Raw genomic sequence first — 24,466 nt, 5'->3', positions numbered from 1 at the left:
AAATTGGCTGGGGTACTAGGATTCGAACCTAGGAATGGCGAGATCAAAACCCGCTGCCTTACCGCTTGGCGATACCCCAATCATTTGAACTGTTGCAAAGTGACAAAGAGTGGTGATATGTTCTCGCCCTTGGCGACAAACCCATCCAGCCCCTTCGGCACTTTGGCCAACACTTCCCGAGCAGTCACTTCGTCTTCAAACTGAGCAAAGACGCAGGCTCCTGTGCCCGTCATTCTTGACGGCGCGTATTCTAGCAACCAGCCGAGCGCATTGGCAACCTCGGGGTGGCGCTTTTTCACCAGTAATTCGCAATCGTTTTTCCACTCCCCTTCCAGCAGATTGTGCAATGCCATCTTCGGGGTATCTCTCGGCAGGTCCGGATCCTGGAACACGGCGGCGGTTGCCACATGGCAATCTGGCTTGAGCACCAGATACCAGGCAGAGGGCACCTCGACCGGTTGCAGCCGCTCGCCCACCCCCTCGGCAAAGGCGGCTCTGCCGCGCACGAATACCGGCACGTCGGCCCCCAGCTGGACGCCGAGATCCGCCAGCTCGTCTTCGCTCAAACCGGCCTGCCAGAGATGGTTGAGGGCCACCAGCGTGGTGGCCGCATCCGATGAGCCGCCGCCGATGCCGCCGCCCATAGGCAAGACCTTCTCCAGCCGGATATGGGCCCCTTGTGGGCTCGGCAGTTTTGCCTGCAGCAGGCGGGCGGCGCGGATGATGAGGTTTTGTTCATCGGGCACGCCGGGAATGGCCGGGCTCAGGGTCAGCAGATTGGTGCCGGGGAGCGGGTCGAATTCCAGCCAGTCGCCGTGATCGAGGAAGATGAACAGGGTCTGCAATTCGTGATAGCCGTCCGGACGACGGCCATTTACGTGGAGAAACAGGTTGAGTTTGGCCGGTGCCGGCCAGCGGGTCGGGTTCATCAGCGAGCGAGAGTCCATTGGTTGATCTGAAGCTTGAGGCGGCTGCCCTGGCCGGTCATGGTGAGCTGGTGTGGCAGACGGTAGCCATCCTGATCCCGATAGTCGCCGTAGGCTATTTGCCACTGACCGTCACGGACGCTGGCCAGGCTGGCGTCGGGATTGAGCTCGAATTCGGCCTGGCCCGGCAGCCCCTTGATCCACTCAGGCAATCCGGCGACCGGGATGTGCCAGCCGGTGAGCTGATAGACCAGCGCCTCGGCATCTTGGCTCTGGTGGCGGTTGCCATCGCTGTCGAGCAGGGTGATCTCGCCCTTGCTGCGGGAGAGCTCCAGTATGCTGGTGCCGATCAGGCTGGTGAGGTTGAGGCGATAATCATCGCCGTCCTGCTGCCAGTTGAGGCGGGCACTGCCCTTCTGCTGGGGGGTGATGATGGCCATCTTGCCGGAAAGCTGCCAATGGGTTAGCTGCTCGAGCCGGGTACGCTCCTGGTTCCAGTTCACCTGGTCCCGCTGGGGCTGGGTGGTGGCACAGCCGCCGAGGATCAGCAGGCAGGCGAGGGTGAAAATACGTAGCAGCAAGGCAAGGCTCCAGAGAGGGGAATTTGCCACAGTATACGGGGCGGCCGTATTGCTTTTAAAGACTTACCCTTTCTCGTACAATTGGCAGCCTTTGCACCCAGCGTATGAAATGACCGTCGCCCACTCATGAGTTTGCTTGCCCTCGGAATCAACCACAACACCGCCAGTGTCGCCTTGCGAGAAAGGGTCGCCTTTGGCCCGGACTGCATCGATCGCGCCCTGCGTGAGCTGGTGAGCCAACCCGGTGTCAGCGAGGCGGTGATCGTCTCCACCTGCAACCGGACCGAACTTTATTGCAATCTGGACGGGGAGCAGCAAGAGGCTGTATTGCGCTGGTTGCAGCAGTTTCACGGGCTGGATGCGGCCGAACTGGTCAGCGCCATCTATCAGCACCATGATGAAGAGGCGGTGCGCCACCTGATGCGGGTGGCCTGCGGTCTCGACTCCCTGGTGCTGGGAGAGCCGCAGATCCTGGGGCAGATCAAGCAATCCTACGCCCATGCCCAGCAGTCTGAAGCGATCAAGGGAGCGCTGGAGCGCCTGTTCCAGAAGTCCTTCTCGGTGGCAAAACGGGTGCGTACCGATACCGAGATCGGGGCCAGCGCCGTGTCGGTAGCCTTCGCTGCCGTCAGCCTGGCGCGGCGGATCTTCTCCGATCTCTCCCAGACCAAGGTGCTGCTGGTCGGCGCCGGCGAGACCATCGAACTGGTGGCCCGTCATCTGCGCGAACAGGACGTCACCCAGATGATGGTGGCGAACCGCACCCTGCAGCGGGCCCAGACCCTGGCAGCCGAGTTCGGTGCCCAGGTGATGACCCTCGAAGAGATCCCGGATTACCTGCACGAGGCGGACATCGTCATAAGCTCGACCGCGAGCCCCTTGCCCATCATCGGCAAGGGCATGGTGGAGCGGGCCCTCAAGGCGCGCCGCTTCAAGCCAATGTTCCTGGTGGATATCGCCGTGCCGCGGGATATCGAGGCCGAGGTGGACGAGCTTTCTGACGCCTATCTTTACACCGTGGACGATTTGCAGGGGATCATCGAGCAGAACCTCGAGACCCGCAAGCGGGCGGCCGCCGAGGCGGAACTCATCGTGCAGGAAGAGCGCGACGAATTCATGGGCTGGTATCGCGGTCAGAATTCGGTGGACCTCATTCGCGACTATCGTCAGCACTCCCAGCAGGTTGCCGACGAGGAGCTGCAACGGGCCCTGCAGGCCCTGGCCCAGGGCGAGAGTGCCGAGCAGGCGCTCAAGGCGCTGGCCCATCGCCTCACCAACAAGTTGATCCACGCGCCAACCCAGGCCCTGCGCCAGGCGGCCTCTCAGGGTGACGAGAGCGCCCTGTCCCGGTTGCGTCAGGCGCTGGGGTTGTCACAAGAGTCATAGTGTTCGGGCGGCCAGCCGGTCGTCCTCTCCTCCATTGAGATTGCAAGAGTTATGAATCCGTCACTGATCAGAAAGCTGGAAGGCCTCATCGAGCGCCACGAAGAAGTACAGGCCATGCTCGGCGAGCCGGACGTGGTCTCGGATCAGGAGCGTTATCGCGCCCTGACCCGGGAATATGCCCAGCTGGAGGATATCGTTCACGCCTTCCAGCGTTTCCGTCAGGCCCAGGAGGATCTCGAGACCACCCAGCTGATGCTGGAGGAGGAGGATGCCGACCTGCGCGAGATGGCGCAGGAGGAGCTGCCGGTCGCCAGGGCGGCGCTGGAGGCGCTGGAGCAGGAGCTGCAGGTGATGCTGCTGCCCAAGGATCCCAAGGATGACAACAACTGCTATCTGGAGATCCGCGCCGGTGCCGGTGGTGACGAGGCGGCAATTTTTGCCGGCGACCTGTTTCGCATGTATTCGCGCTTTGCCGAGCGCCAGGGCTGGCGCGTCTCCATCGTCAGCTGCAACGACGGGGAATATGGTGGCTACAAGGAGGTGATCGCCAAGATCGATGGCGAGCACGTCTACGGCCGTCTCAAGTTCGAGTCCGGTGGTCATCGGGTGCAGCGGGTGCCGGAAACCGAATCCCAGGGGCGGGTGCACACCTCCGCCTGTACCGTCGCCGTACTGCCGGAAGTGCCGGAGGCTGAACAGATCGAGATCAACCCGTCCGAGCTGAAGATCGACACCTTCCGCGCCTCCGGTGCCGGTGGTCAGCACGTCAACAAGACCGACTCCGCCATTCGCATTACCCACCTGCCGACCGGCCTGGTGGTGGAGTGCCAGGACGAGCGCTCCCAGCACAAGAACCGCGCCAAGGCGATGTCGGTGCTCTCCGCCCGTCTGCAGGCGGCCGAGGATGAGCGCCACCGCGCCGCCGAGCAGAGTACCCGTCGCAACCTGGTGGGGTCGGGGGATCGCTCCGAGCGCATCCGCACCTACAACTATCCCCAGGGGCGTCTCTCCGAGCACCGCATCAACCTCACCCTCTATCGCCTCTCCGAGATCCTGGAAGGGGATCTGGACTGCGTCATCACGCCGCTGGTGCAGGAGTATCAGGCCGATCAGCTCGCTTCCCTGGCCGAGAGCAATTGATGCAAATGCAGATCCGGCAAGCTCGCATTCAGAGTGGGACGAATAAGGTGGGGGAAAACTGATGCAAATCCAGCAAGCCCGCGCCCACATCATGGCGACCCTGGCGGGGGGCGAATCTCCCCGTGCCGATGCCGATGTGCTGCTCTGCCATCTGCTGAAGTGCCGGCGCAGCTACCTGATGACCTGGCCCGAGCGCGAACTCGATGACGCCCAGCAGGCGACCCTGCAGGGCTGGCTCGTCCGTCGCCTCAATGGCGAACCCATCGCCCACCTGGTGGGGGAGCGGGAGTTCTGGTCGCTGTCCCTCAAGGTGAGTCCGGCGACTCTGATCCCGCGCCCCGATACCGAGGTGCTGGTCGAACAGGCGCTGGCACGGTTGCCCGCAGGCCCCTGCGCCCTACTGGATCTGGGCACCGGCACCGGCGCCATCGCATTGGCGCTCAAGTCCGAGCGGCCCGATGCCGATGTATGGGCGGTGGACAGGATGGCGGATGCCGCGGCCTTGGCCCGCGAGAACAGCGCCGTGCTGGATTTGCCCATCACGGTTCGCGACGGCAGCTGGTTCGCGCCGCTTTGCGATCCGCTCTTGGGTAAGGCCCCCCGTTTCGCGGTGATTGTCTCCAACCCGCCCTATATCGACGGCGCCGATCCTCATCTCGAGCAGGGGGATGTGCGCTTCGAACCCCGTTCGGCCCTGGTGGCCGACGAGGCGGGGCTGGCGGATATTCGCCACATAGTGGCCGAGGCGCCTGCCCATCTGCTGGCGGATGGCTGGCTGCTGCTGGAGCATGGCTGGGAGCAGGGCGCTGCCGTGCGTCAGCTGCTGCTGGCGCGTGGCTATCGCGCCGTGACCACGGTGCGCGATTACGGGGACAACGAGCGGGTAACCCTGGGCCAGTGTCCGGCCTGCTAAATCCTTTACAACCGGTTTGACGAGTCGCTGGGTGATGACCCAGCGGCCAAGGATTGAATATGTATTTTGTGCTCAAGCATCTGCACCTGACCCTGATTGCCGGGGCCGTGCTCTTGTTCATGGTTCGCTTTTACTGGGTACAGGCCGGCTCTGACCGGGCCTATAGTGCCCCCGTGCTGAAAGTGAGCGGCCTGCTCAATGGCCTGGTAGTCCTCTCGGGCGTGCTGCTGTGCATGGTGCTGGATCTCAACCCCTTCAACAACGGGACTCCCTGGCTCAGCGAAAAGCTGATGGGCATCCTGGTGCTGGTGTTCCTGGCCGCCATGGCGTTGCGGCTGGCCAAAAGCAACCTGGTGCGCTGGTGCTCCTTTCTCGGAGCACTGGGATGGATCTATTTTATTGCCAAGCTGGCACTGCTCAAACAGGCGAGTTTGTTCGGTTAAGGCATGAAGACGATGTTACGTATAGACGAATGGACCGACTTTGAAGCCCATGATCTCACCGAGCTGGCACTGGCGGTGAGCCACGAGGTATATGGCTCGGCCGGGCAGGGGCTGCGCGAGCTGGACTTGCTCGAGGAGTGGCTGGATGAACAGATAGCCGAAGGCACCTGTGACGAGGTGCGCCAGCAACTGCTGGAGGGCTTCTACCACAGCCTTGGCTTTTACGGTGACTGGCAGGATTATTTCTCGGCGCAGAACTGCGACATCAACCAGGTGCTGATGCAACGCAAGGGGATCCCGGTCAGTCTCGGTATCCTCATCATCCAGCTGGGACGCAAACTCGGGCTGGATGTGGAGGGGATCTGCTTCCCCGGTCACTTCCTGGTGAGTTTTGCCGGTGGCGAGGGGGAGGTCTATGTCGATCCCTTCACCGGTGACGAGCTGACTCTGGCCCGTATCGAACTGCTGCTGCGCGGTGCCCTGGGGGATCTGGCGACCCTGACCCCGGACTATTTGCAGCCCTCCGGTCAGTGGGAGATCATCGAGCGGCTGCTCAACGTCAGCAAGGGAGCCCTGCTGCGGGAAGATCGCATGGCCGAGGCCCTGCGCTGCAGTGAACTGCTGCTGCGGATGAAACCCGGCGATCCCCTGGAGACGCGGGATCGCGGCTTCATCTACGAGCAACTCGACTGCCCCCGCCAGGCGGCGGAAGATTTTGAATATTTCATTGAACAATGCCCGGATGATCCGGTGGCAGATGTGCTGAAGGCGCAGCTGGCCGCGCTGGATCTGACTCCCAAGCCCCTCCACTAAGGAGGCCTGGGAATTGAAACAGAAGAATATCAAGGCCTGTGTGCCCAAGCCTCTTCACTTAAGGATGCCCGAGATGGAACAGAAGAATATCAAGATCAACCAGATCGACGTCGCCAACGACAAGCCGTTCGTGTTGTTTGGTGGCATGAACGTGCTGGAATCCCGCGACATGGCGATGGCGGTGTGCGAGAAGTACGTGGAAGTGACCAGCAAGCTGGGCATTCCATTCGTGTTCAAGGCGAGCTGGGACAAGGCCAACCGCTCCTCCATCCACTCCTACCGCGGTCCGGGTCTGGAAGAGGGGATGAAGATCTTTGAGGAGCTGAAAGCGACCTTCGGCATGCCGGTCATCTCCGATTTGCACGAGCCCCATCAGGCCAAGCCGGTGGCCGAGGTAGTGGATGTCATCCAGCTGCCCGCCTTCCTGGCGCGCCAGACCGATCTGGTGGAAGCCATGGCCCGCACCGGCAACGTCATCAACATCAAGAAGCCGCAGTTCCTGAGCCCGAGCCAGATGAAGAACATCACCGACAAGTTCGAGGAGTGCGGCAACGATCGCCTGATCCTGTGCGAGCGCGGTGCCAACTTCGGTTACGACAACCTGGTGGTGGACATGCTGGGCCTGGGCGTGATGAAGAAGAGCACCGGCGGCTACCCGGTCATCTTCGACGTGACTCACTCCCTGCAGTGCCGCGATCCCATGGGCGCCGCGTCCGGTGGCCGCCGCGAGCAGGTGACCGAGCTGGCCCGCGCCGGCATGGCGGTGGGTCTGGCGGGTCTGTTCATCGAATCCCACCCGGATCCGAAAGTAGCCCGTTGCGACGGCCCGAGCGCCCTGCCGCTGGAGAAGCTGGAAGGTTTCCTCAAGCAGATGAAGGCTATCGACGATCTGATCAAGGGCTTTGAGCCCCTCGATACCTCTGCCTGATACTGACAATGGATAGCAAAAGGCCCCGCGATGCGGGGCCTTTTTGTTTGGCGAGTCTGGCTTGTGGCCATGAAAAACGGCCCCCGGGGGCCGTTTTTGAGGGTAGGCTGTGCAGCCCGCCGTCACGACAGAGCGTGGATCACAGGCTCTGGGTGAAGGTACGGGTTACCACGTCACGCTGCTGTTCCGGGGTCAGGGCGTTGAAGCGCACTGCGTAGCCGGACACACGGATGGTCAGCTGCGGGTATTTTTCCGGGTTGGCGATGGCGTCTTCCAGGGTTTCGCGACGCAGCACGTTGACGTTCAGGTGCTGGCCACCTTCAACGGCCGGCTCGGCCTGAACCGGCAGCTCACGGTATTCAAACTGGCCCAGCTCGGCGATCTGGACTTCCTGATCGGCAGCGAAGGCATCGCCTTTGGCGCAGATGCAGCGAGCCTGTTGCTTCTCTTCGTCCAGCAGCCAGAAAGAGTTCAGCAGAGCGGTGTTGGCGGCCTGGGTGATTTGAATGCCTTTGATCATGGTATGACTCCTCAATGGGAAGCGGATCCGACTGTAAGGAAATTACCCTGATGTAGTTAAGCTACCGCGAATTTCGATGGCTTAAAGGGGCCTTGCCTTACACCTTTACTTTGATAAGGTCATATATACCACGGTGGGATTATTACGAAAATTGATCCAAATCAATAAAGTCCCACTTAGCTTGCACCAAGTAGGATTAAATTATTGAGTTGAATCAAAAATAGGTCATTTTTCTGATTTCGTAAGATATCCAAATCATACATCTTTTATCTATTTAATCTAGTAATTTAATTACATGTTTTGTCTTGTTTTTAAGATAAAACGGGTAGCTGGCAGATGGCTGATGGAAAGGAAATTGACGGTGAAGGAAACGGCTGCTGCGCGCGACTCCATCTGCAGCGCTTGCCAGGGAGCAAGCCCGATATCTCCTGATCGGATGGGGCCTGTGTGTGGTGATGTCATGTGATCGCAGGCAAATGATGCTGTCCATCATGCCCTGCCACGGTTGCGTCTTGCGGGCTGGCCCCCTATCCTGAGCCCTTCGCCGTATCAAGTGAGGAGTTCGGGGTGCTGACCTGGAGTGATGTGATTGGCTCGGAAAAAGAGCAGGACTATTTCAAGAGTACGCTGGCGACGGTGCGCAGTGAGCGGGAAGCGGGCAAGGTGATCTATCCACCCGCAGCCGATGTCTTCAACGCGTTCAAGCTCACCGAACTGGATCAGGTCAAGGTGGTGATCCTGGGCCAGGATCCGTACCACGGCCCCAACCAGGCCCATGGTCTCTGTTTTTCCGTGCTGCCCGGGGTGCGCACCCCGCCCTCGCTGGTCAACATCTATAAGGAGATGCAGCGGGATCTGCCAGGGTTTGTCACACCGGAGCACGGCTTTCTCGAATCCTGGGCCAAACAGGGGGTGCTGCTGCTCAATACCGTGCTGACGGTGCAGGCCGGCCAGGCCCACTCCCACGCACATCTGGGCTGGGAAACCTTCACCGACCGGGTGATCGAGCAGATCAATGCCAGCTGTCAGGGCGTGGTCTTCCTGCTCTGGGGCGCCCATGCCCAGAAGAAGGGGCGTTTCATCGACCGGCAGCGCCATCACGTGCTGACCGCCCCCCATCCCAGCCCGCTCTCTGCCCATCGTGGCTTCATCGGTTGTGGCCATTTTTCAGAGACCAACCGGCTGCTGGAACAGCAGGGCAAACAGCCCATCCAATGGAATTCAGTCTGCGGCTGACTTGATTGAGTGCAAAGTTTGGCCGGCAGATGACCGTATACTCAGGGAAGTGACAGTTTATTTCAGCGAAGGAGTGCCTATGTTATCCAGTCTGCACAAGGATCACCTCAACATCGCCCGGCTACTTGGGCTGCTCAAGCACAAGCTGGCAGCCATTCAGGCCGAGCAGCCCATCAGCTACTTTCTGATCCGCGATGTCATCGACTACCTGCGGGAAGTGTCTGACAAGTACCATCACCCCAAGGAAGACATGATCTACGAGTACTACCTCAAATACCGGGTCGTGGAGGGGGAGGTCGCCAATCGTCTGCAGGAGGAGCACGCCAAACTGCTGGAGGCGGGCACCGAACTCAAGGAGATGGTGGAGATGATCCTGATGGATGCGGTGATCCCGCTCGACCAGTTCACCGGCAAGCTGGAATGTTTCGTGGCGCTGCAGGAGGCGCACATGAACTACGAGGAAGGGGTGATCTTCCCCCTGCTGCGGGACACCCTGACCGAAGATGACTGGCGTCATCTGGAGCAAAACTGGCAGAACCGTGCCATCGGTGATCCCCTGTTCGGGGCCGAGGTGAGCCAGAACTTTCAGGCGCTGGCCCAGCGTCTCTCGCTGCCTCCGGTGAGCGTGTAATAAGGCCCGGTTGCACCATCAACAAATAGATAAACGGCAAAAGGCCTCCATCCGGAGGCCTTTTCATATCTGGCAAACACCTAGCAGCTTGGTCATTTCGACGACCCATGTGCTAGTTGGGAGCGTCTTTCTCGGGGCCGGATTGCGGGGGAGGGACAGGTCTGCCGATATTGGTGCGGGGTCAGGCCGAACTCCTGCTTGAAGCGGGCGGCGAAGCGACTGGGGGAGTCGTAGCCGCAGGCGAGGGCTACCTCCAGCGGGGTGAGGGATTGCTGCAGCAAGGTGAGGGCATGACTCATGCGCACCTGTGCCAGCAGTTGACGAAAACTGCGTCCTTCGCTGGCCAGCTTGCGTACCAGAGAGGCGCGGCTCATGGCGAAGTTGGGGGCAACCCCCTCCAGAGTATGGTCGGCGCCGGGCTCCACGCCGAGATAGCGGGCCAGCCGTTCCCCCAGCGTCATGGTGCGGGCCGGATAGAGCAGATCGAGGGCCCGGGCGGCGTGCAGTTCGGCATAAAAGCCCTGTAGCAGCTCGGCCTGGGTTGCCTCGCTCACTCCCCGCTCGGCCATGGTGGTGACCAGCTCGAAGCAAAATGCCAGCCCGGGGGTCACCTTTACCCTGGGTTCTCGCAGCCCCTGTGGAGCCGCGGCGGTGGCCGATAGCCAGGCATCGGGCGGCGGCGCCAGCAGGGTCAGGGCATGGGAGCGGAATGTGCCCTGCTCCGGCTGGTTGACGAAGGTGAGCTGGTGGCCCGCCGGGATCAGCAGCCAGCTCTCCCTGTCAAACGTCAGGCGCCGCTCTTTCCACCACAGCTGCTTGTGCCCCTGTTTCACCCAGATGAGGGTCGGGGCATAGATGAGCACCCGGTGCAGGGGCTGCTGGCGGATCCCGAGGTAGTGGTGCTGTTGCAGCAGGGGCGTGCTCATCAGGCTGGCTCCTAGGGGGTGACGAAGGTAGCGGTCAGGGTGGCCTTGCCAAGGGCCATGGCGTTGAGCATGTAGCCTACCATGGCGGGCGGGGTATCTGCCTTCACATCCAGATCCTGGGGCAGGGCCCAGGCGGTGAACTGGTAGCGATGCATGCCGTGGCCTGCGGGCGGGCAGGGGCCGCCGTAGCCCTGGCTGCCGAAGTCGGTTCTCAGCTCCAGCCCCTGCTTGAGCTTGCCGGAGGCGTTGGTCGGCAGCTCGCTCTGGCTGGCCGGCAGATTGACCACCAGCCAGTGCCACCAGCCGCTGCCGGTGGGGGCATCCGGATCATAGGTCGTGATGGCGACGCTTTTGGTGCCGGCGGGCAGATCCTGCCAGCTCAGCTGGGGCGAGCGGTTCTCGCCGCTGCAACCAAAGCCGTTGAAGCTGAACGTCTTGTCCATCGGCTGGCCTTCGCGGATGTCGGTGCTGCTCAGGGTCATGGCACCGGCAGGCAGGGCGGCCAGACAGAACAGGGGCAGCAAAGCGGAACGCAGGGGTAATCTCATAAGGTGACTCCTCGTGTGGTAACGGGTTCACTTTAGCCAAACAGGAATAAATGGAAGTTACGTAACGGCTCAATGAGGCGCTCTCCAGGCCATTATATGAGTCGATATGTCGTTTGTGAGATTGGTGAGGGGGAAGAGAGAGATAAAAAAACCGGCATCCAGGATGCCGGTTTTTATGTGCCGAGAGGGCGGGCGACTTAGCGCAGGATCATCTCGTCACGACCCGGGCCGACGGAAACCATCGGAACCGGTACGCCGAGCAGCTCTTCGATGCGCAGCACGTACTGCTGGGCAGCCTTGGGCAGCTCTTCGAAGGTGCGGCAGCCGCTGATGTCTTCGCTCCAGCTTTCCATCTGCTCGTAGACGGGCTTGAGGGCGGCAGTTTGCGGCCAAATCGGGTTTTCGGTGTGGGCACCTTCGTAGGCCACGCAGATCTTCAGATCCGGCAGACCGGTCAGGCAGTCCAGCTTGGTCAGGGCCACTTCGGTGGCGGCCTGCAGCTCGACACCGTTCTTGGTGGCCACGGCGTCGAAGTAGCCGACGTCACGGGGACGGCCGGTGGTGGCGCCGAACTCGTTGGTGATCTTGCGGAACTCGTCCTGGTTCTCCATGGCGGTCAGCAGGGTGCCGGTACCGACGGAGGAGCTGAATGCCTTGGCCACGGCGATGACGCGCTCCGGGCGCAGACCCGGCAGGCCGCCACCGATGCCGGCGTAGGCGCCGGAAACGTGGGAGGAGGTCACCCAGGGGTATTCGCCGTAGATGAGGTCACGGCCGGCGCCCAGCTGGGCTTCGAACAGCAGGGTCTTGCCTTCGGCCTGCAGGGCCTTGAGCGGCATGCTGACGTTGCAGACGGCGTCGATCCAGGAGGCGGAGACTTCCAGCAGCCAGTCGGCCATTTCCTGGGCGGTCTGGGCAAATTCGAAGTCCGGGTAGAGGGCCTTCATCTGCGGCAGTTTCCAGTCCAGCATGAACTGGATGCGCTCGACCAGCACGTCCGGCTGTTTCAGCCAGCCAACCAGGATCGCTTTCTTCATCACGCGATCGCCGTAGGCGGGGGCAATGCCCTGACGGGTGGAGCCATAGGCGCCGTCACCCAGACGCTGCTCTTCCTGGGTATCTTCCAGTGCGTGCAGCGGCAGGCACAGGGTGGCGCGGTCAGAGATGGCCAGCTTGGGAGTGATGCCGGAGGCTTTCACTTCGTCGAGTTCGACGGTGAGCTTCTCGGGGCTGATCACCATGCCCGGGCCGAGCACGACCAGGCAATCCGGGTTGAACACGCCACTCGGGACCTGGTGCAGCTTGAAGGTGCCAAGATCGTTGACCACGGTGTGGCCGGCGTTGTTGCCGCCTTGGAAGCGAATGCTGGCACCGGCTTGGCCTGCCAGATAATCCACGATGCGGCCCTTGCCTTCATCACCCCAGTTGGCACCTACGACTACGATAGACGACATGACTCTTTCTCCTAAGACGTTAGGCATCCATCCTAGGAGCCTGATGTGGATTAGAAAAATTAATTATCTTTATAATTCCGATAATAAAACCATATAATTGTGGCCGTTTTAGCGGCAACCTCTCCCGCTGTTGCCGTGCAAAACCCCGCAAGACGGGAGTGGAGGAGCCACATGCTGGATATTCACTGGCTGCAAACCTTTGTCACCCTGGCCCGGTTGCAGCACTTTGGCCAGACCGCCACCGAGCTGCACATGACCCAGCCCAACGTCAGCCTGCACATCAAGCGGCTGGAGCAGGCGACCCGGGTACGACTCATCGAGCGCAGCCCGTTTCGCCTGACCCAGGCGGGGGAGCGACTGCTGCAAAGCGCCGAGCGCGCCATCGCCGAGTTGCAGCTGTGCCAGTCCGACCTTAACGCACTCAATCAACTCAGCCAGGGGACGCTCGCCATCGCCGCCAGCGACATCATATCTCGTCTGCTGCTGATCCAGCCGTTTCAGCGTTTCAAACGGGAGTTTCCCGGTATCGACCTCACCCTGTTCAACACCACATCGGATCAGGCGGCGGAGCTGGTCAAGGCGGGCAAGGCGGATCTCGGCTTCGTGATGGCGCAAAAGCGCAGCGAGCCGCTCTTCTATACCGAACTGCAACAGGTGACTTGGTGCGCCCTGGGCCACGGGCTGGCCCGCTGGCAGGCGCGGGCGCAGGTCGGGGCTGGGGGGGATGAGAGAAAGAGCGATCCCCTCGACGAGCCGACCCTGATCCTGCTGGGGCACGATACCCGCACCCGGGCGCTTATCGACCCCTCCCTGCCGCTGCTGGGGTTGCCCCCCTGCCGCATCATGGAAGTTGGCAGCGTGGATGCCCAGCTGGATTGGGCCGAGGCGGGGTTTGGCGTGGCCATAGTGCCGGACTTCTCGCTGCACCCCAGGCTCAACCTGACGGCTCCCGTCACCAGTCTGACCGATTTTCCCGGTACCAGTCTGGGGTACGTGGTGCGTCAGAATCAGGTGCTGTCACGGGCCATCAAGCAGTTGCTGGTCTGGGTGGAGGAGGAGATCCAAAAACCCAACCCCTATCTGGCGCGGGAAGCCTCGCAGTGATGCGAACGTCATAAATCAAAGGGGCAGCTGCGGCTGCCCCTTTGATTTTGTTGGGTTTGCCCGTTTCAGGGCTGCGACGGCGTCGTGTCGCCGGCGGTCGCTTCCGGCACGGATTCACCTTCTGGAGTCGTCCCTTGCGCCGCGCTGGTGGTTGCTTGTTCCCTGTTATCCGGTGTGACGGCCTCTGATGGCGTCGCTGCCGACACCGTATCCGGAGCCTCGGTATTCGGGGCAGCCACCTCCGGGGTCGCCCGGGTAGGTGAGGTGTCGCTGGCGGGTTCGGTGGCAACGGCGGCGCTGGCGACATTGCCTGCGTCGGCAGGGGGCTCTGTGGTGGCCGGTTCGGGAGTATCCCTTTTCGGGACATCCTGCAGCGAATCATCCGGCATCAGCAGTTCAGGGGCCAGCGGCAGGGGCTCGGGTGTTTTATCCGACATGCCGGCATGGAGGGGCAGCTCGGTCTGCGCCTGCAGACGCTCCACTGTGATCTTGCTGAGGGCCGGGTGCAGCCGACTGAACTGCTTGACCCGTGCCAGCAGGGTGTCGCGCACGGTGCGCACTATGGGATCCGGCAGGCTGGCCAGCGCCACCAGTTCGGCGCTCATGCCGATGTTGTTGATGGCGGTGATCTGCCCCGGATAGAGGTTGGCGGCGATGCGGCTGCGCTGGTAGTAGGGATGCTCCTTGAGCAGGCGATCGATCTGATCCCCCTCGATGGGGATGAGGCGCACCTTGCAGCGGCCGGCCAGATCGCCGATCGCCAGGCTGGGGTGTCCGGCGACGATAAAGGCGGCATCCAGACTGCCATCGCACAACCCCTCCAACGGATCCCGGCCCGGGGTGAGATGATAGGCGGCAAACTGGCCGGAGTGCCACCCCATGGCGTTCATCAGGGCCTGGCTGGTAGTGGGCTCGCCGGCGCCGGGTTCACCCGGATAGACCCGCTTCCCCTCGATATCCGCCAGGGTGGTGATGCCGCTGGTGGGGCTGGCCAGCAGGGTCAGCGACTCCTGATAGAGGCGAAACAGACTGCGCAGTTTGTGGTTGGCGCCTTGTCCGCTGAAAGGTCCGGTGCCGTGCAAGGCGTGGTGGAGGATATCGGACTGCACCAGCGCCAGCTGCACGTCCCCCTCTTCCAGCGCCTTCAGGTTGGCCAGAGAGCCGTGGGTACTTTGTACCGTGCAGCGATCGCCGCGCAGGGCATGGTCTGCATTGAGCACCCGACAGATGGCGCCTCCGGTGGGGTAGTAGACGCCATTGACCGGCCCCGTGCCTATAGTCAGCGCCTGGCTGGTGACAGGCAGCAGGGCGCAGAGGGGGAGCAGAAGGTGACGCAAAATCCGTAAATGCATAGTTGACAGTTAACTGGGGAGTGGGATGAAAGGGATGGGCCATGCCCATCCCGCTTGCTGGGGTGTCAGGCTTTGCCGCGACTCAGGAGCGCTTTTTCCATTCGGGCCAGCGCTTTGGTCAGGGTGGCACGGGTACAGCCGAAGTTGAGACGCACGAACTGGCCGTCGCCAAACTGGGCGCCCGGCGAGAGTCCGACCCCGGCCTGCTCGAAGAAGGCGATGGGATCATCGAGCCCAAGGCCACTGACGTCGAGCCAGGCCAGATAGGTGGCCTGATGGTTCGCCAGGGTGACACCGGGCCAGCGGGCGACGGCCTGTTCGATCAATGCCAGGTTGGCGGCCAGATACTCGATCTGCTCGCTGAGCCACAGCTCACCGCCCTCGTAGGCGGCCTCGGCTGCCACGAAGCCCAGCAGGTTCACGTCGGCGCTGATGCCGCGCATTGCCTGCTGCAGCTTGAGGCGCAGACGGGCATTGGGCACCACGGCAAACGAACAGCACAGACCCGCGATGTTGAAGGTCTTGCTCGGGGCCATCATCACGGCCGAGCGTTCGGCGGCGTCCGGGCTGATGGCGCCGTAGGGGATGTGGCGGGCGTTTTTATCCAGCAGCAGGTCGCAGTGGATCTCATCGGAGCAGATCACCAGATTGTGGCGCGCGGCGATGGCGTCGATGGCCAGCAGCTCCTCGCGGGTGAAGACGGTGCCCCCCGGGTTGTGAGGGTTGCACAGCAGCAGCAGATCGGCGGAGGGGGCCTGACGCTCCAGCTCTTCCAGATCCAGTACCCAGCGGCCCGCCTCTTCCACCATGGGCACGGTGAGCAGGGGACGGTCATTGAAACCGGGGGCCTGCAGGAAGGGGTAGTAGACCGGCTTGGGGGTGATGATGCCGCGGCCATGCTGGCTCCAGGCCTTGCAGGCGAGGTTCAGCCCCGGCACCACACCGGGCAGGAATACCAGCCACTCGGGCTGTATGGTCCAGCCGTAGCGGGTCGCCAGACGTTCGATGATGAGTTCGATCAGGCGGGGCGAGGGGCGTGAATAGCCGAAAATGCCGTGGGCGACGCGTCGGGTGAGCGCCTCGATGACGGCGGGAGGGGCGGAAAAATCGGTGTCGGCAACCCACATGGGCAGCACGTCCTGACCCTTGTACTTGTCCCATTTCAGGCTCATGGTGCCACTGCGGTCTATTTCCCGATCAAAATCAAACATGCGAACTCCTTGTGCTGGCCGGATGGGCTTTCACTCTACGGGGTCGCGGCTCGCCTCGCAAGGCGCAAGCGGAGGGAGGCAAGCCTTGAGCCGGTTGTTGATAATGGCATAAGATGACCGGCGCTATTTTGAACTGTTGCGACCGTAAACCCCTCTTCTCCTTCTCCAGCCAGTGGTAACCCTATGAGCTTGTCGATAGCGGCGGTTAAGCGCCCGGATCCCGTTTCCCTCTCGTTTCTGGCCGTGACCTTCATGACCGGGGTCGCCGTCGCCCTGCAGGTGCCGACCCTGAGCCTGTTTCTGGCCGAAGAGGTACAGGTGCGCCCGTTTCTGGTGGGGGCGTTCTACACCGTCAATGCGGTGATCGGCATCCTCATCAGCCAGTGGCTCGGCCATCGCTCCGACAACAGGGGGGATCGCAAGCAGCTGATCCTGCGCTGCTGCTTTGCCGGCGTGGCGCTCTCCTTGCTGTTTGCCTGGAACCGCAACTACTGGCTGCTGGTGAGCCTGGGGGTACTGCTCGCCAGTCTGGCGGCCACTGCCAGTCCCCAGCTGTTTGCCCTGGCACGGGAGTACTCCGACAGCCGCAACAAGCGGGCCGACATGTTCAGCTCGGTGATGCGGGCCCAGTTTTCCCTGGCCTGGGTGATAGGGCCGCCCATCGCCTTTGCCCTGGCCATCGGCTATGGCTTTGAACTGATGTACCTCGCCTCCGCCCTGGCCTATCTGCTCTGTGCCCTGGTGGTGTGGCGCTGGCTCCCCTCACTGCCCCTGCCTGCCGCGAGCAGTGACCAGGAGCGGGTGAGCAGCTGGCGGGATCCGGCAGTGCGCGCGCTCTTCATCGCTTCTACCCTGATGTGGACCTGCAACAGCATGTACCTCATCAACATGCCGCTCTACATCACCCGGGAGCTGGGGCTGGATGAGAAGCTGGCCGGCATCCTGATGGGCACGGCGGCGGCGCTCGAAATTCCCTTCATGCTGCTGGCGGGTTACTACACGATGCGACTGGGCAAGCGTCCCATGATGCTGCTGGCGGTAATGGCTGGCGTCGCTTTTTACGGGGGACTGGTGACCCTGTCCGGTCAGTACGCCCTGATTTCGCTGCAGCTGTTCAACGCCATCTTTATCGGGATCGTCGCCGGGATCGGGATGTCCTACTTTCAGGATCTGATGCCGGGGCGGGCGGGGGTGGCGACTACCCTGTTTGCCAACAGCATACGGACCGGCTCCATCATGGCGGGGGCCATCGCCGGTACGGTGGCGGAGCTGTGGGGTTTTCACGCCGTCTTCATGGTGGCGCTGGGATTGGCGCTGACGGCGCTCGCCGCCTGCTGGCGGGTACCCGAGGTCTGAGGGTTCAGCCCTCTTGCCGGGCGTCGCTCTGGTATTCACTGCGCAGGCAGCGCAGCAGCAACTCGGTGGCGGGGCCCAGGGAGTCGGGAGAGAGGGTCAACAGATAGGTATAGAGATGGCGCTCGCCACCATTTTCCAGATCCAGCTGTACCAGGGATCCTTCGCTTAGTTCGCGCTCCACCAGATGGCGCGGCAGCCAGGCATAGCCCAATCCCTGATGCAGCATGGCGATCACCTCGTGGTAGTGGGTCGCATTCCAGCCGGTATCGTCTGCATCGTTCCAGTCCACCGAACGGTGAATGGGCGGATGCAGGCTGATCCGGTTATGACCGGTCAGGGCATCGTTGCCCAGTGGTTGTGGCAGTGTGGCCAGGGGGTGATGGGCGGCGCACAGGGGTAGCAGGCAGATCTCATCGAGCAGCAGACCGGTGCGATCGCCGGGCAGGTGCTCCGAAATCATCAGATCGCCGGGTTGCAACGCATTGAAATGACAGTGAATACGCTCATGCAGGTTGACGCGGCAGCCGCGGCTGCGGGGGTAGAAGTGGGCCAGTGCCCGGTAGAGCCGCTCCCTTGGCTGCAGCGCCGAGACGTAGAGGTTGATCTGCGGCTCCCACTGGCGCTCCAGGTTGTTGGCCAGGTTCTCCAGCTCCTCCACCTGCTGACTCAGCTGGCGGGCACGCTTGAGGAAGATCTCCCCCGCCGCGGTCAGCACCGCTTTGCGCCCGCGCACCTCCAGCAAGGGCACCCCCAGACTCTGCTGCAGCTTGGCGACTGCATGGTTGAGGGAGGACTGGCTCTTGTTCAGGGCTTCTGCGGCCTGGGCGTACCCGCCACAATCGACCACTGCCTGAAAGATCCGCCATTGCTCAAAGGTGCTCTTGGGACGAAACATAGTTCAACCTGGTTGGGATGGAGTTGCCGGGGAAATCACACAGGGGGCCGTGACCCCCTATGGAATTTAACCCCTGCAACAAGTATGGCTCCGGATATTGTATTGATTTATTTGGGTTGGGCCACGAAGGTCTGGCCGGTTTGACCACGGCTGTCCGGCCCCATCAGGTAGAGATAGAGCGGCATCAGGTCGGCCGGGGTTTTGAGGGTCTGCGGATCTTCCGCCGGGAAGGCGCTGGCCCGCATCCTGGTGCGGGTGCCGCCCGGGTTGAGGCTGTTGACCCGCACCGTGGTGTTCTCCAGCTCGTCCGCCAGCACCTCCATCATGCCCTCGACGGCAAACTTGGAGATGGCGTAGGTGCCCCAGTAGGCTCGTCCCTTGCGGCCCACGCTGGAGGAGGTGTAGACGATGGAGGCATCGCCGTGCTCCTTGGCGGTCTGGCGAATGAGGGGCAGCAGCGCCTGGGTCAGCAGGAATTCGGATTTGACGTTGACCTGCATCACCTCGTCCCACTCCTTCTCCTGGATGTGTTCGAACGGTGACAGGGTTCCCAGCAGGCCGGCGTTGAACAGCACGCCATCGAGGCGACCAAACTGCTGGGCAAAGGTCTCGGCCATGCCGCGATAGTGGGCGGCGGTGGCCCCTTTCAGATCCACCGGAACGATGGCGGGCAGGGGATAACCGGCGGCTTCAATCTGGTCATACACGGCCTCGAGCTTGGCGCTGGTGCGGCCGAGCAGGATCACGGTGGCGCCGTGAGCGGCGTAGGTGAGGGCCGCCTCGCGGCCGATCCCGTCTCCGGCACCGGTGACCAGAATGACCCTGTCCTTGAGCAGATCGCGGGGTGCCTGATAATCGAGCATGACAACTCCTGTTAACAAATTCTGGGCATAAGTGCATGGCAATCGGGGGCAAGTGTACTGATCCGGGCGCCTGTTTGGCCAGTCGATGACAAGAAAAATGTGAAGAAAATAGAGAGGTTGTGTTGGTCAAGTTGGTTTTTTGACGCGCTGGCCCAGAGTTTTTGCGCCGCTCCCGCAAACTCCCTAGAATGTGACAAAACCGATCCCTTCTGGAGTCCACAGTAACATTTTTGACCGAATACGGCCTGTTTCTGGCCAAGACAGTGACCTTCTTGCTGGCCATCGGTGCCATCATCCTGATGATCGTTGCCAGCCGTCAGCCCAAGGCGCGCAAGGGGGAGCTGGAGGTGACCGATCTCTCCGCCGAGCTGGAGCGTGGGAGTTTTCAGCTCAAGAGCGCCCTGGCCGGCAAGGCGGAGCGCAAGTTGCTGGAGAAGCAGCAGAAAGAGGAGCAGAAGCAGCGCGCCAAGGCTGGCGATGAGCGTAGCCGTCTGTTTGTGCTCGATTTCCATGGCAGCATGGATGCCAAGGAGGTCGCCTCCCTGCGCGAAGAGGTGAGCGCCGTGATTGGCGTGGCCCAGCCCGGTGACGAGGTGTTGCTGCGACTCGAGTCCGGTGGTGGTGTGGTGCACGGGTATGGCCTTGCGGCCTCCCAGTTGCAGCGTCTGCGCGACAAGGGCATCAAGCTCACCGTGGCCATCGACAAGGTGGCAGCGAGTGGCGGCTACATGATGGCTTGCGTGGCGGATCAGATCCTGGCAGCTCCCTTTGCCATCGTTGGTTCCATCGGGGTGATCGCCCAGATGCCAAACTTCAACAAGCTGCTGAAAAAGCACGATATCGAATTCGAGATGCACACTGCGGGTCAATACAAGCGCACCATCACCATGTTCGGTGAGAACGACGATCTGGGGCGCGAGAAGTTTCGCGAGGAGCTGGCCGCCATCCACGAGCGTTTCAAAGCGTTCGTGGCCGAGCATAGACCCGCGCTCGAGATCGACAAGGTCACTACGGGCGAGCACTGGCTGGCGAGCCAGGCCAAGGGGCTGGGACTGGTGGATTCCCTCTGCACCAGCGATGACTATCTGCTGGCGCAGGCCGGTCACCACAAGGTGGTGGGCATTCGTTATCGCAAGCCCAAGAGCCTGACCCAGAAACTCGGTCAGCAAGGCGCGCAGGCGCTGGAAGCGGGCCTCGGTCGCCTGTGGCAGCAGAGTCCCTGGCGCTAGCTCGGGTGCTTTGCGTGTGCGTCTGAGGGGCGGACACGCGGGCCAACCAGCAGGCCAGTCGGAGAGATCCGGCTGGCCTCTCTTTTTATTGAGGGGAAAGCTGGGAATGAAGTTGCCTCCATTGAATCCCCTTGCTACAACTGAACGCTTTCCCCTCTTCATCGTTGCCCCCGTGGGGCTGGGAGCATAGGCCATGCAATGGAGCACCTTAAGGCAATTTACCCCTCTGGTCTGGATCGTCATCCTGGGTACCTTCATGGTGCGTACCAGCTACTACATGGTGTGGCCGTTTCTCTCCATCCTGCTCTATCGGGACTATGGGTTGTCGGCCACCCTGATAGGTTTGCTGCTGGGGGGCTCGATGGCGCTCTCCACCCTGGTCAGCTTCTACGGTGGCTGGCTCTCTGATCGCTTCGGGCGTCGCAGCATACTGCTGGCGGGCTGTCTGGTGGCGATGCTCTGCTTCGGGCTGCTCGGCTTCTCCCACGCCGTCTTCTGGCTTGGCGTCGGGGTGATGGGCAGTGGTCTGGCATCAGGGCTCATCGATGCCCCCGGCAAGGCGCTGATGGCCGACAGTCTGGCGTCGGCCAAGGCGCGGGAGCTGGCGCTGCATCTGCGCTACTTCCTGCTCAACCTGGGGGCGGCCCTGGGGCCGCTCCTGGGGGTGACTCTCGGTATCAACGCCCAGCAGGAGACCTTCGTGGTGCTGTCGCTCAGTTATCTGCTGCTGGGGCTGGCGTTTGTCTGGGGGTTTCGTCAGGTGGCCGCCACCGGCAAGCGCAGCATGGGCGGCCCGGGTCTGCGCGATGCCATCAGGGTCTTGCTGGCGGATCGGGCCTTCCTGCTGCTGGTGATGGCCAACCTCCTGATGGTGCTCGTCTACTCCCAGTTTCACTCGCCACTGGTGCAGTATCTGACCCGCGCCGGCATGCCCGAGGTAGCCGAGCTGGTGGCCCTGCTGGTGACCACCAATGCCTTGACTGTGGTGCTTCTGCAGTTTCCGCTGCTGCGGCTGCTCTCCCGCTGGCCGGTGCGGGTTCGGTTGCATATCGGCATGGCCCTGTTTCTCGCGGCCCAGCTGTTGTTTGCCATGGGGGATCCCCTGGTGCGCAGCCACTGGTTTGCGGCCGTGCTGCTGCTCAGTCTCGGTGAAACCATCCTGTTTCCGCTGCTCAACGTGCTGATCGATCAAATGGCGCCCGGCCACCTCAAGGGCAGTTACTTCGGGGCCAGTGCCCTGGCGGGGTTGGGCGGTGCGGCGGGGGCCTTGCTGGGGGGCTGGATCATCGAGCGGTGGAGCGGGCAATGGCTCTACCTGCTGATGACCCTGCTCTGTGTCGTGACCTTCATGCTCTATGAATGGGGAGCCAGGTTGCAGAGGCGCAGGCCGTCGTCCCCCGTGCTGGAGCAGGGTTAAGAGATCAGTGGGTGTTGCCCGGGGTGACCTCCTTGAGCGCCTTCTTGGCGGCATACATGCGTTCGTCGGCAAGGCGGATGAGGCTCAGGCCATCGTCGTAGCGCTCCGGGCCTGTCTGCACTATGCCGATGCTGAGGGTGATGTCTTCCAGCTGTTCCTTGAGAGTCTTGGTGAGCCGCTTGAGGTAGATGTCGCGAGCCTGTGATTCGCTGCAGTTGGGCAGGATCAGGCAGAATTCGTCCCCGCCATAGCGAAAACAGCTGTCTTCGGTACGAGAGACTTTGCGAATGCAGTTGCCCACGACCCGCAGGATCTCGTCCCCCCGCTGGTGCCCTTCCGTGTCATTGATTTGCTTGAAGTTATCTATATCGAGATAGGCGATGGCCACGGGCTCGGCCCGGCGCTGGCAGGTGCGCAGGGTCAGTAGCAAACGCTCCTGCAGATGGCGCACATTGAGCAATCCGGTCAAGGCATCGGTGCGATTGAGCTCCTCCAGCTGCTGGGTACGCTCGCGCACCTTCTCCTCCAGCAGTCTGGCGTAGTTGTCCGATTTCTCCTTGGAGGATTCGATCTCCGATACCAGGCTGCGGATATAGGTCTCGAATACCAGGGTGATGTCGAACAGAAACAACTTGTCGAGAGCGGTCAGCATGGCGATGCGATCCGCCTCTTCGCCTATCTGGTCGAAGATGTCTTCAATGAGCAGCGCCTTGAGGGTGTTGATAGCGGCAAGGTAGAGCTTGGGTTCCACCCCGATCCGCTTGTGTACCAGTCCGATCCGCAGCCGGTTGTTGACGTACTCGAGATCGTAGAGGCCGCTGAACAGGTCGAGGATGTAGCGGCGCTGGGCCGTGCGCAGCCGGGTCAGGGTATCGGCGTCGCCGATCAGCAGGGCAATCTCGGTGATGGCAGTTTGTTGCTGGTAGAACTGATCCACCAGGGTATCGATACGGGGTTCTATATTGCCGTGATAGCTGCCGAGCAGGTTGGCATCCCGTTCGGTGAACAGCAACAGCGCTTTGCGATGGGCAATTTCGAATTCGGTGATGCGCATCTGTTCGAGCAGGGTCTGTTCGGTTGGATTCATTGTTGTCCTCTGTCCATGGCGACGCCGTCGTCCGGCGGGGAATGCGGTGCAGATAAAGCTGTGATGGCAATTGATATTGTAGTCAGTTGAATGAGAAGGGGCCTTAATGACCCCCAAACTATGAGGGCCATGGTGTGGACTATGGGGGGGATGGAAGATAAAAAGTAATTAAAAACATAGCATTAGAAAGTAAGTACCTTGTCGGCGGCGAGCGTCCACTGGGCCAGCATTGGCAGGGTTCCCACCTCGATCCCTTCGATGAGCGGCAGCGCCGTGATGCCGCGCGCATCGGTACAGGTCTTGCACAACCGTATGATCACCCCCTGGGCCAGCAGGATCTCCAGCATCTGGCGTAGATTGTACCCCTCGGCCGGGGCCTGACCCGCCAAGGCTGCGCTCACCGCGTCCGACATCAGAAACAGTTTCAATGTGGCGCCACCCTGTTCATTCAGGGCGATGGCCAGTCGCAGGGCATTGAACAGGGATTCACTGCCGTAGGGGGCACCGTTGGCGATCACGACAATATCTTGCTTCATAACAGACTCCAGCTTGCAAAAGCGACATTGTAGAACCAACGGGAGAGGGATGGCGTGACTCAGTACAACTTCTGTCGCACCTGTTTCTCGTCGTCTTGACCCGGCCCCGGATCGAGGTTTTTATGGGCAGCTCGAAAAGCAGATATAACCGGGTGGATCCTGATGTGGAAGATGATAGGTGCGAGCCTGCTGTTGCTGGCGGGCCAGGCCTATGGCAGCCAAGCTGTCGGCTGCAAGGCTCGTTTGAAGGCGGTCGATGAACAACTGGTTGAGGCTAAAGCTCAAAAAAATGGCGACAGAGTAGCTGGGCTGGAGCGGGCAAAACGCAATATTCAGGCCTACTGTAGCGACGAAGGGCTTTACCGGGAGCAGCAACAACGGGTGGCAAAGATGCAGCAAGAGGTGGATGCGTATCTGAGTGAATTGCAACAGGCGCGTGTTGCCGGCAGGCCGGACAGGGTAGCCGACAAGCAGGGCAAGCTCGATGCCTCCCAGCTTCGCCTGCTGGAGGCCGAACGCGAGCTGCTGGCGCTGCAGCAGCTGATTGGAAAGTCCTGAGCAGTAGCCGAAAGACACAATGAACAAGGCCGGGATATCCCCGGCCTTGTTGCATTCTATTGCCTGTGCATCCGCACAAACTTTTCCATCAGCTGTTCTTCCGTTTCCACATGGACGGGGTCCCGGAGGATGCAGTCCATGTGGCGCAGATGCTGATGCCGGTGTTACTGCCGGTGCATCCGTACGAACTTCTCCATCAGCTGCTCTTCGGTTTCCACATGAGCGGGATCCCAGATAATGCAGTCGATAGGGCAGACACTGATGCAGGTCGGCTTCTCGTAGTGACCGACGCACTCGGTGCAGCGACTGGGGTCGATCTCGTAGATCTCCTCGCCGAGGCTAATGGCCTGGTTCGGACACTCGGGATCGCACATGTCACAGTTGATGCACTTGTCGGTGATGAGCAGGGACAT

26 protein-coding genes, 1 tRNA gene and 1 pseudogene are annotated in these 24,466 nt (G+C 61.6%); 13 read left to right on the top strand and 15 right to left on the bottom strand.

Annotated features, from left to right (window positions below):
- Positions 1-4: 4 nt before the first annotated feature.
- The 3 genes from I6L37_RS20615 to lolB all read right to left on the bottom strand — a co-directional run bounded on the left by I6L37_RS20615 (position 5) and on the right by lolB (position 1,507).
- Positions 5-79, bottom strand: a tRNA-Gln gene (locus tag I6L37_RS20615).
- A 1-nt stretch (position 80) separates the two neighbouring features.
- Positions 81-929: a 4-(cytidine 5'-diphospho)-2-C-methyl-D-erythritol kinase gene (gene ispE, locus I6L37_RS20610; protein WP_042025636.1), complete on the bottom strand. Its 849-nt coding sequence runs from the start codon at positions 927-929 to the stop codon at positions 81-83.
- Positions 929-1,507 (bottom strand): lipoprotein insertase outer membrane protein LolB, encoded by a 579-nt coding sequence (gene lolB / locus I6L37_RS20605; RefSeq protein WP_216992838.1) that lies wholly within the window; start codon positions 1,505-1,507, stop codon positions 929-931. Before lolB ends, ispE begins: the two co-directional genes overlap by 1 nt.
- 126 nt (positions 1,508-1,633) lie before the next feature.
- Between lolB and hemA the strand changes: the two genes are divergently transcribed.
- The 6 genes from hemA (at position 1,634) to kdsA (ending at position 7,130) form a co-directional block, all read left to right on the top strand.
- Positions 1,634-2,893 carry a glutamyl-tRNA reductase gene (hemA, locus tag I6L37_RS20600; protein WP_042025634.1) on the top strand — a complete coding sequence of 420 codons (1,260 nt, stop codon included), beginning with the start codon at positions 1,634-1,636 and terminating at the stop codon, positions 2,891-2,893.
- Between the two features lie 51 nt (positions 2,894-2,944).
- Entirely contained in the window at positions 2,945-4,033 is a 1,089-nt protein-coding gene (gene prfA, locus I6L37_RS20595; RefSeq protein ID WP_042072240.1) for a peptide chain release factor 1, read from the top strand.
- 61 nt (positions 4,034-4,094) lie between these two features.
- Positions 4,095-4,946: a peptide chain release factor N(5)-glutamine methyltransferase gene (gene prmC / locus I6L37_RS20590; protein WP_216992837.1), complete on the top strand. Its 852-nt coding sequence runs from the start codon at positions 4,095-4,097 to the stop codon at positions 4,944-4,946.
- 59 nt (positions 4,947-5,005) lie between these two features.
- Positions 5,006-5,389, top strand: a complete 384-nt coding sequence (locus I6L37_RS20585) for a SirB2 family protein (protein ID WP_042072238.1) — start codon at positions 5,006-5,008, stop codon at positions 5,387-5,389.
- A 12-nt stretch (positions 5,390-5,401) separates the two neighbouring features.
- Positions 5,402-6,202 carry a SirB1 family protein gene (locus I6L37_RS20580; RefSeq protein ID WP_216992836.1) on the top strand — a complete coding sequence of 267 codons (801 nt, stop codon included), beginning with the start codon at positions 5,402-5,404 and terminating at the stop codon, positions 6,200-6,202.
- Between the two features lie 73 nt (positions 6,203-6,275).
- Positions 6,276-7,130 carry a 3-deoxy-8-phosphooctulonate synthase gene (gene kdsA, locus I6L37_RS20575; protein ID WP_216992835.1) on the top strand — a complete coding sequence of 285 codons (855 nt, stop codon included), beginning with the start codon at positions 6,276-6,278 and terminating at the stop codon, positions 7,128-7,130.
- A gap of 139 nt (positions 7,131-7,269) precedes the next feature.
- Here kdsA and grcA read toward each other — a convergent pair whose 3' ends face one another.
- Positions 7,270-7,650, bottom strand: a complete 381-nt coding sequence (grcA, locus tag I6L37_RS20570) for an autonomous glycyl radical cofactor GrcA (protein ID WP_042025630.1) — start codon at positions 7,648-7,650, stop codon at positions 7,270-7,272.
- A 567-nt stretch (positions 7,651-8,217) separates the two neighbouring features.
- Between grcA and ung the strand changes: the two genes are divergently transcribed.
- Positions 8,218-8,886 carry a uracil-DNA glycosylase gene (gene ung / locus I6L37_RS20565; protein ID WP_216992834.1) on the top strand — a complete coding sequence of 223 codons (669 nt, stop codon included), beginning with the start codon at positions 8,218-8,220 and terminating at the stop codon, positions 8,884-8,886.
- A 79-nt stretch (positions 8,887-8,965) separates the two neighbouring features.
- Positions 8,966-9,517: a hemerythrin domain-containing protein gene (locus tag I6L37_RS20560; RefSeq protein WP_042072235.1), complete on the top strand. Its 552-nt coding sequence runs from the start codon at positions 8,966-8,968 to the stop codon at positions 9,515-9,517.
- A gap of 92 nt (positions 9,518-9,609) precedes the next feature.
- Here I6L37_RS20560 and I6L37_RS20555 read toward each other — a convergent pair whose 3' ends face one another.
- From I6L37_RS20555 to I6L37_RS20545, 3 genes are all read right to left on the bottom strand, one after another.
- Positions 9,610-10,443, bottom strand: coding sequence for a helix-turn-helix transcriptional regulator (locus I6L37_RS20555; RefSeq protein WP_042072234.1), 834 nt, complete (start codon positions 10,441-10,443; stop codon positions 9,610-9,612).
- Between the two features lie 11 nt (positions 10,444-10,454).
- Entirely contained in the window at positions 10,455-10,991 is a 537-nt protein-coding gene (locus I6L37_RS20550) for a YbhB/YbcL family Raf kinase inhibitor-like protein (RefSeq protein ID WP_216992833.1), read from the bottom strand.
- A gap of 197 nt (positions 10,992-11,188) precedes the next feature.
- The gene (locus I6L37_RS20545) at positions 11,189-12,445 is read right to left on the bottom strand and encodes an adenylosuccinate synthetase (protein ID WP_216992832.1); all 1,257 of its coding nucleotides are present in this window, start codon (positions 12,443-12,445) and stop codon (positions 11,189-11,191) included.
- A 171-nt stretch (positions 12,446-12,616) separates the two neighbouring features.
- Here I6L37_RS20545 and I6L37_RS20540 point away from each other — a divergent pair, with 171 nt between their 5' ends.
- Positions 12,617-13,549: a LysR family transcriptional regulator gene (locus I6L37_RS20540; RefSeq protein WP_061475593.1), complete on the top strand. Its 933-nt coding sequence runs from the start codon at positions 12,617-12,619 to the stop codon at positions 13,547-13,549.
- Positions 13,550-13,614: 65 nt separating this feature from the next.
- On the opposite strand, the gene I6L37_RS20535 is transcribed toward I6L37_RS20540, so the two are convergent.
- Positions 13,615-14,901: a TAXI family TRAP transporter solute-binding subunit gene (locus I6L37_RS20535; RefSeq protein ID WP_254203521.1), complete on the bottom strand. Its 1,287-nt coding sequence runs from the start codon at positions 14,899-14,901 to the stop codon at positions 13,615-13,617.
- A gap of 65 nt (positions 14,902-14,966) precedes the next feature.
- A complete protein-coding gene (locus I6L37_RS20530) occupies positions 14,967-16,112 on the bottom strand; it encodes a MalY/PatB family protein (RefSeq protein ID WP_216992830.1) in 1,146 nt (381 codons plus the stop codon).
- Positions 16,113-16,295: 183 nt separating this feature from the next.
- Here I6L37_RS20530 and I6L37_RS20525 point away from each other — a divergent pair, with 183 nt between their 5' ends.
- Complete coding sequence (locus I6L37_RS20525; protein ID WP_216992829.1) at positions 16,296-17,468, top strand: MFS transporter; 1,173 nt, start codon at positions 16,296-16,298, stop codon at positions 17,466-17,468.
- Positions 17,469-17,472: 4 nt separating this feature from the next.
- Here I6L37_RS20525 and I6L37_RS20520 read toward each other — a convergent pair whose 3' ends face one another.
- Both I6L37_RS20520 and I6L37_RS20515 read right to left on the bottom strand, forming a co-directional pair.
- Positions 17,473-18,363: a LysR family transcriptional regulator gene (locus tag I6L37_RS20520; RefSeq protein WP_026457839.1), complete on the bottom strand. Its 891-nt coding sequence runs from the start codon at positions 18,361-18,363 to the stop codon at positions 17,473-17,475.
- 107 nt (positions 18,364-18,470) lie between these two features.
- Positions 18,471-19,226, bottom strand: coding sequence for a YciK family oxidoreductase (locus I6L37_RS20515; RefSeq protein ID WP_124240363.1), 756 nt, complete (start codon positions 19,224-19,226; stop codon positions 18,471-18,473).
- 230 nt (positions 19,227-19,456) lie between these two features.
- Here I6L37_RS20515 and sohB point away from each other — a divergent pair, with 230 nt between their 5' ends.
- Together sohB and I6L37_RS20505 are read left to right on the top strand one after the other, a co-directional pair.
- The gene (sohB, locus tag I6L37_RS20510; protein ID WP_254203520.1) at positions 19,457-20,455 is read left to right on the top strand and encodes a protease SohB; all 999 of its coding nucleotides are present in this window, start codon (positions 19,457-19,459) and stop codon (positions 20,453-20,455) included.
- 193 nt (positions 20,456-20,648) lie between these two features.
- Positions 20,649-21,872: an MFS transporter gene (locus I6L37_RS20505; RefSeq protein ID WP_216992828.1), complete on the top strand. Its 1,224-nt coding sequence runs from the start codon at positions 20,649-20,651 to the stop codon at positions 21,870-21,872.
- Positions 21,873-21,876: 4 nt separating this feature from the next.
- Here I6L37_RS20505 and I6L37_RS20500 read toward each other — a convergent pair whose 3' ends face one another.
- Entirely contained in the window at positions 21,877-22,959 is a 1,083-nt protein-coding gene (locus I6L37_RS20500) for a diguanylate cyclase (protein ID WP_216992827.1), read from the bottom strand.
- Positions 22,960-23,141: 182 nt separating this feature from the next.
- Positions 23,142-23,495, bottom strand: a complete 354-nt coding sequence (locus tag I6L37_RS20495) for a DsrE/DsrF/TusD sulfur relay family protein (RefSeq protein WP_042072221.1) — start codon at positions 23,493-23,495, stop codon at positions 23,142-23,144.
- A gap of 162 nt (positions 23,496-23,657) precedes the next feature.
- Between I6L37_RS20495 and I6L37_RS20490 the strand changes: the two genes are divergently transcribed.
- Positions 23,658-24,053, top strand: coding sequence for a DUF1090 domain-containing protein (locus I6L37_RS20490; protein WP_042024771.1), 396 nt, complete (start codon positions 23,658-23,660; stop codon positions 24,051-24,053).
- A gap of 56 nt (positions 24,054-24,109) precedes the next feature.
- On the opposite strand, the pseudogene I6L37_RS22130 reads toward I6L37_RS20490, so the two are convergent.
- A pseudogene (locus I6L37_RS22130) lies at positions 24,110-24,193 on the bottom strand (ferredoxin); the annotation flags it as partial.
- Between the two features lie 24 nt (positions 24,194-24,217).
- Positions 24,218-24,466: a YfhL family 4Fe-4S dicluster ferredoxin gene (locus I6L37_RS20485; protein ID WP_005303946.1), complete on the bottom strand. Its 249-nt coding sequence runs from the start codon at positions 24,464-24,466 to the stop codon at positions 24,218-24,220.

Origin of the sequence: Aeromonas sp. FDAARGOS 1407, from assembly GCF_019048725.1 — a bacterium.
GTDB classification, from domain to species: Bacteria; Pseudomonadota; Gammaproteobacteria; order Enterobacterales; family Aeromonadaceae; genus Aeromonas; species Aeromonas enteropelogenes.
Note: the sequence above shows the minus strand (reverse complement) of the source record. Positions and strands in the feature narration are given on the sequence as shown.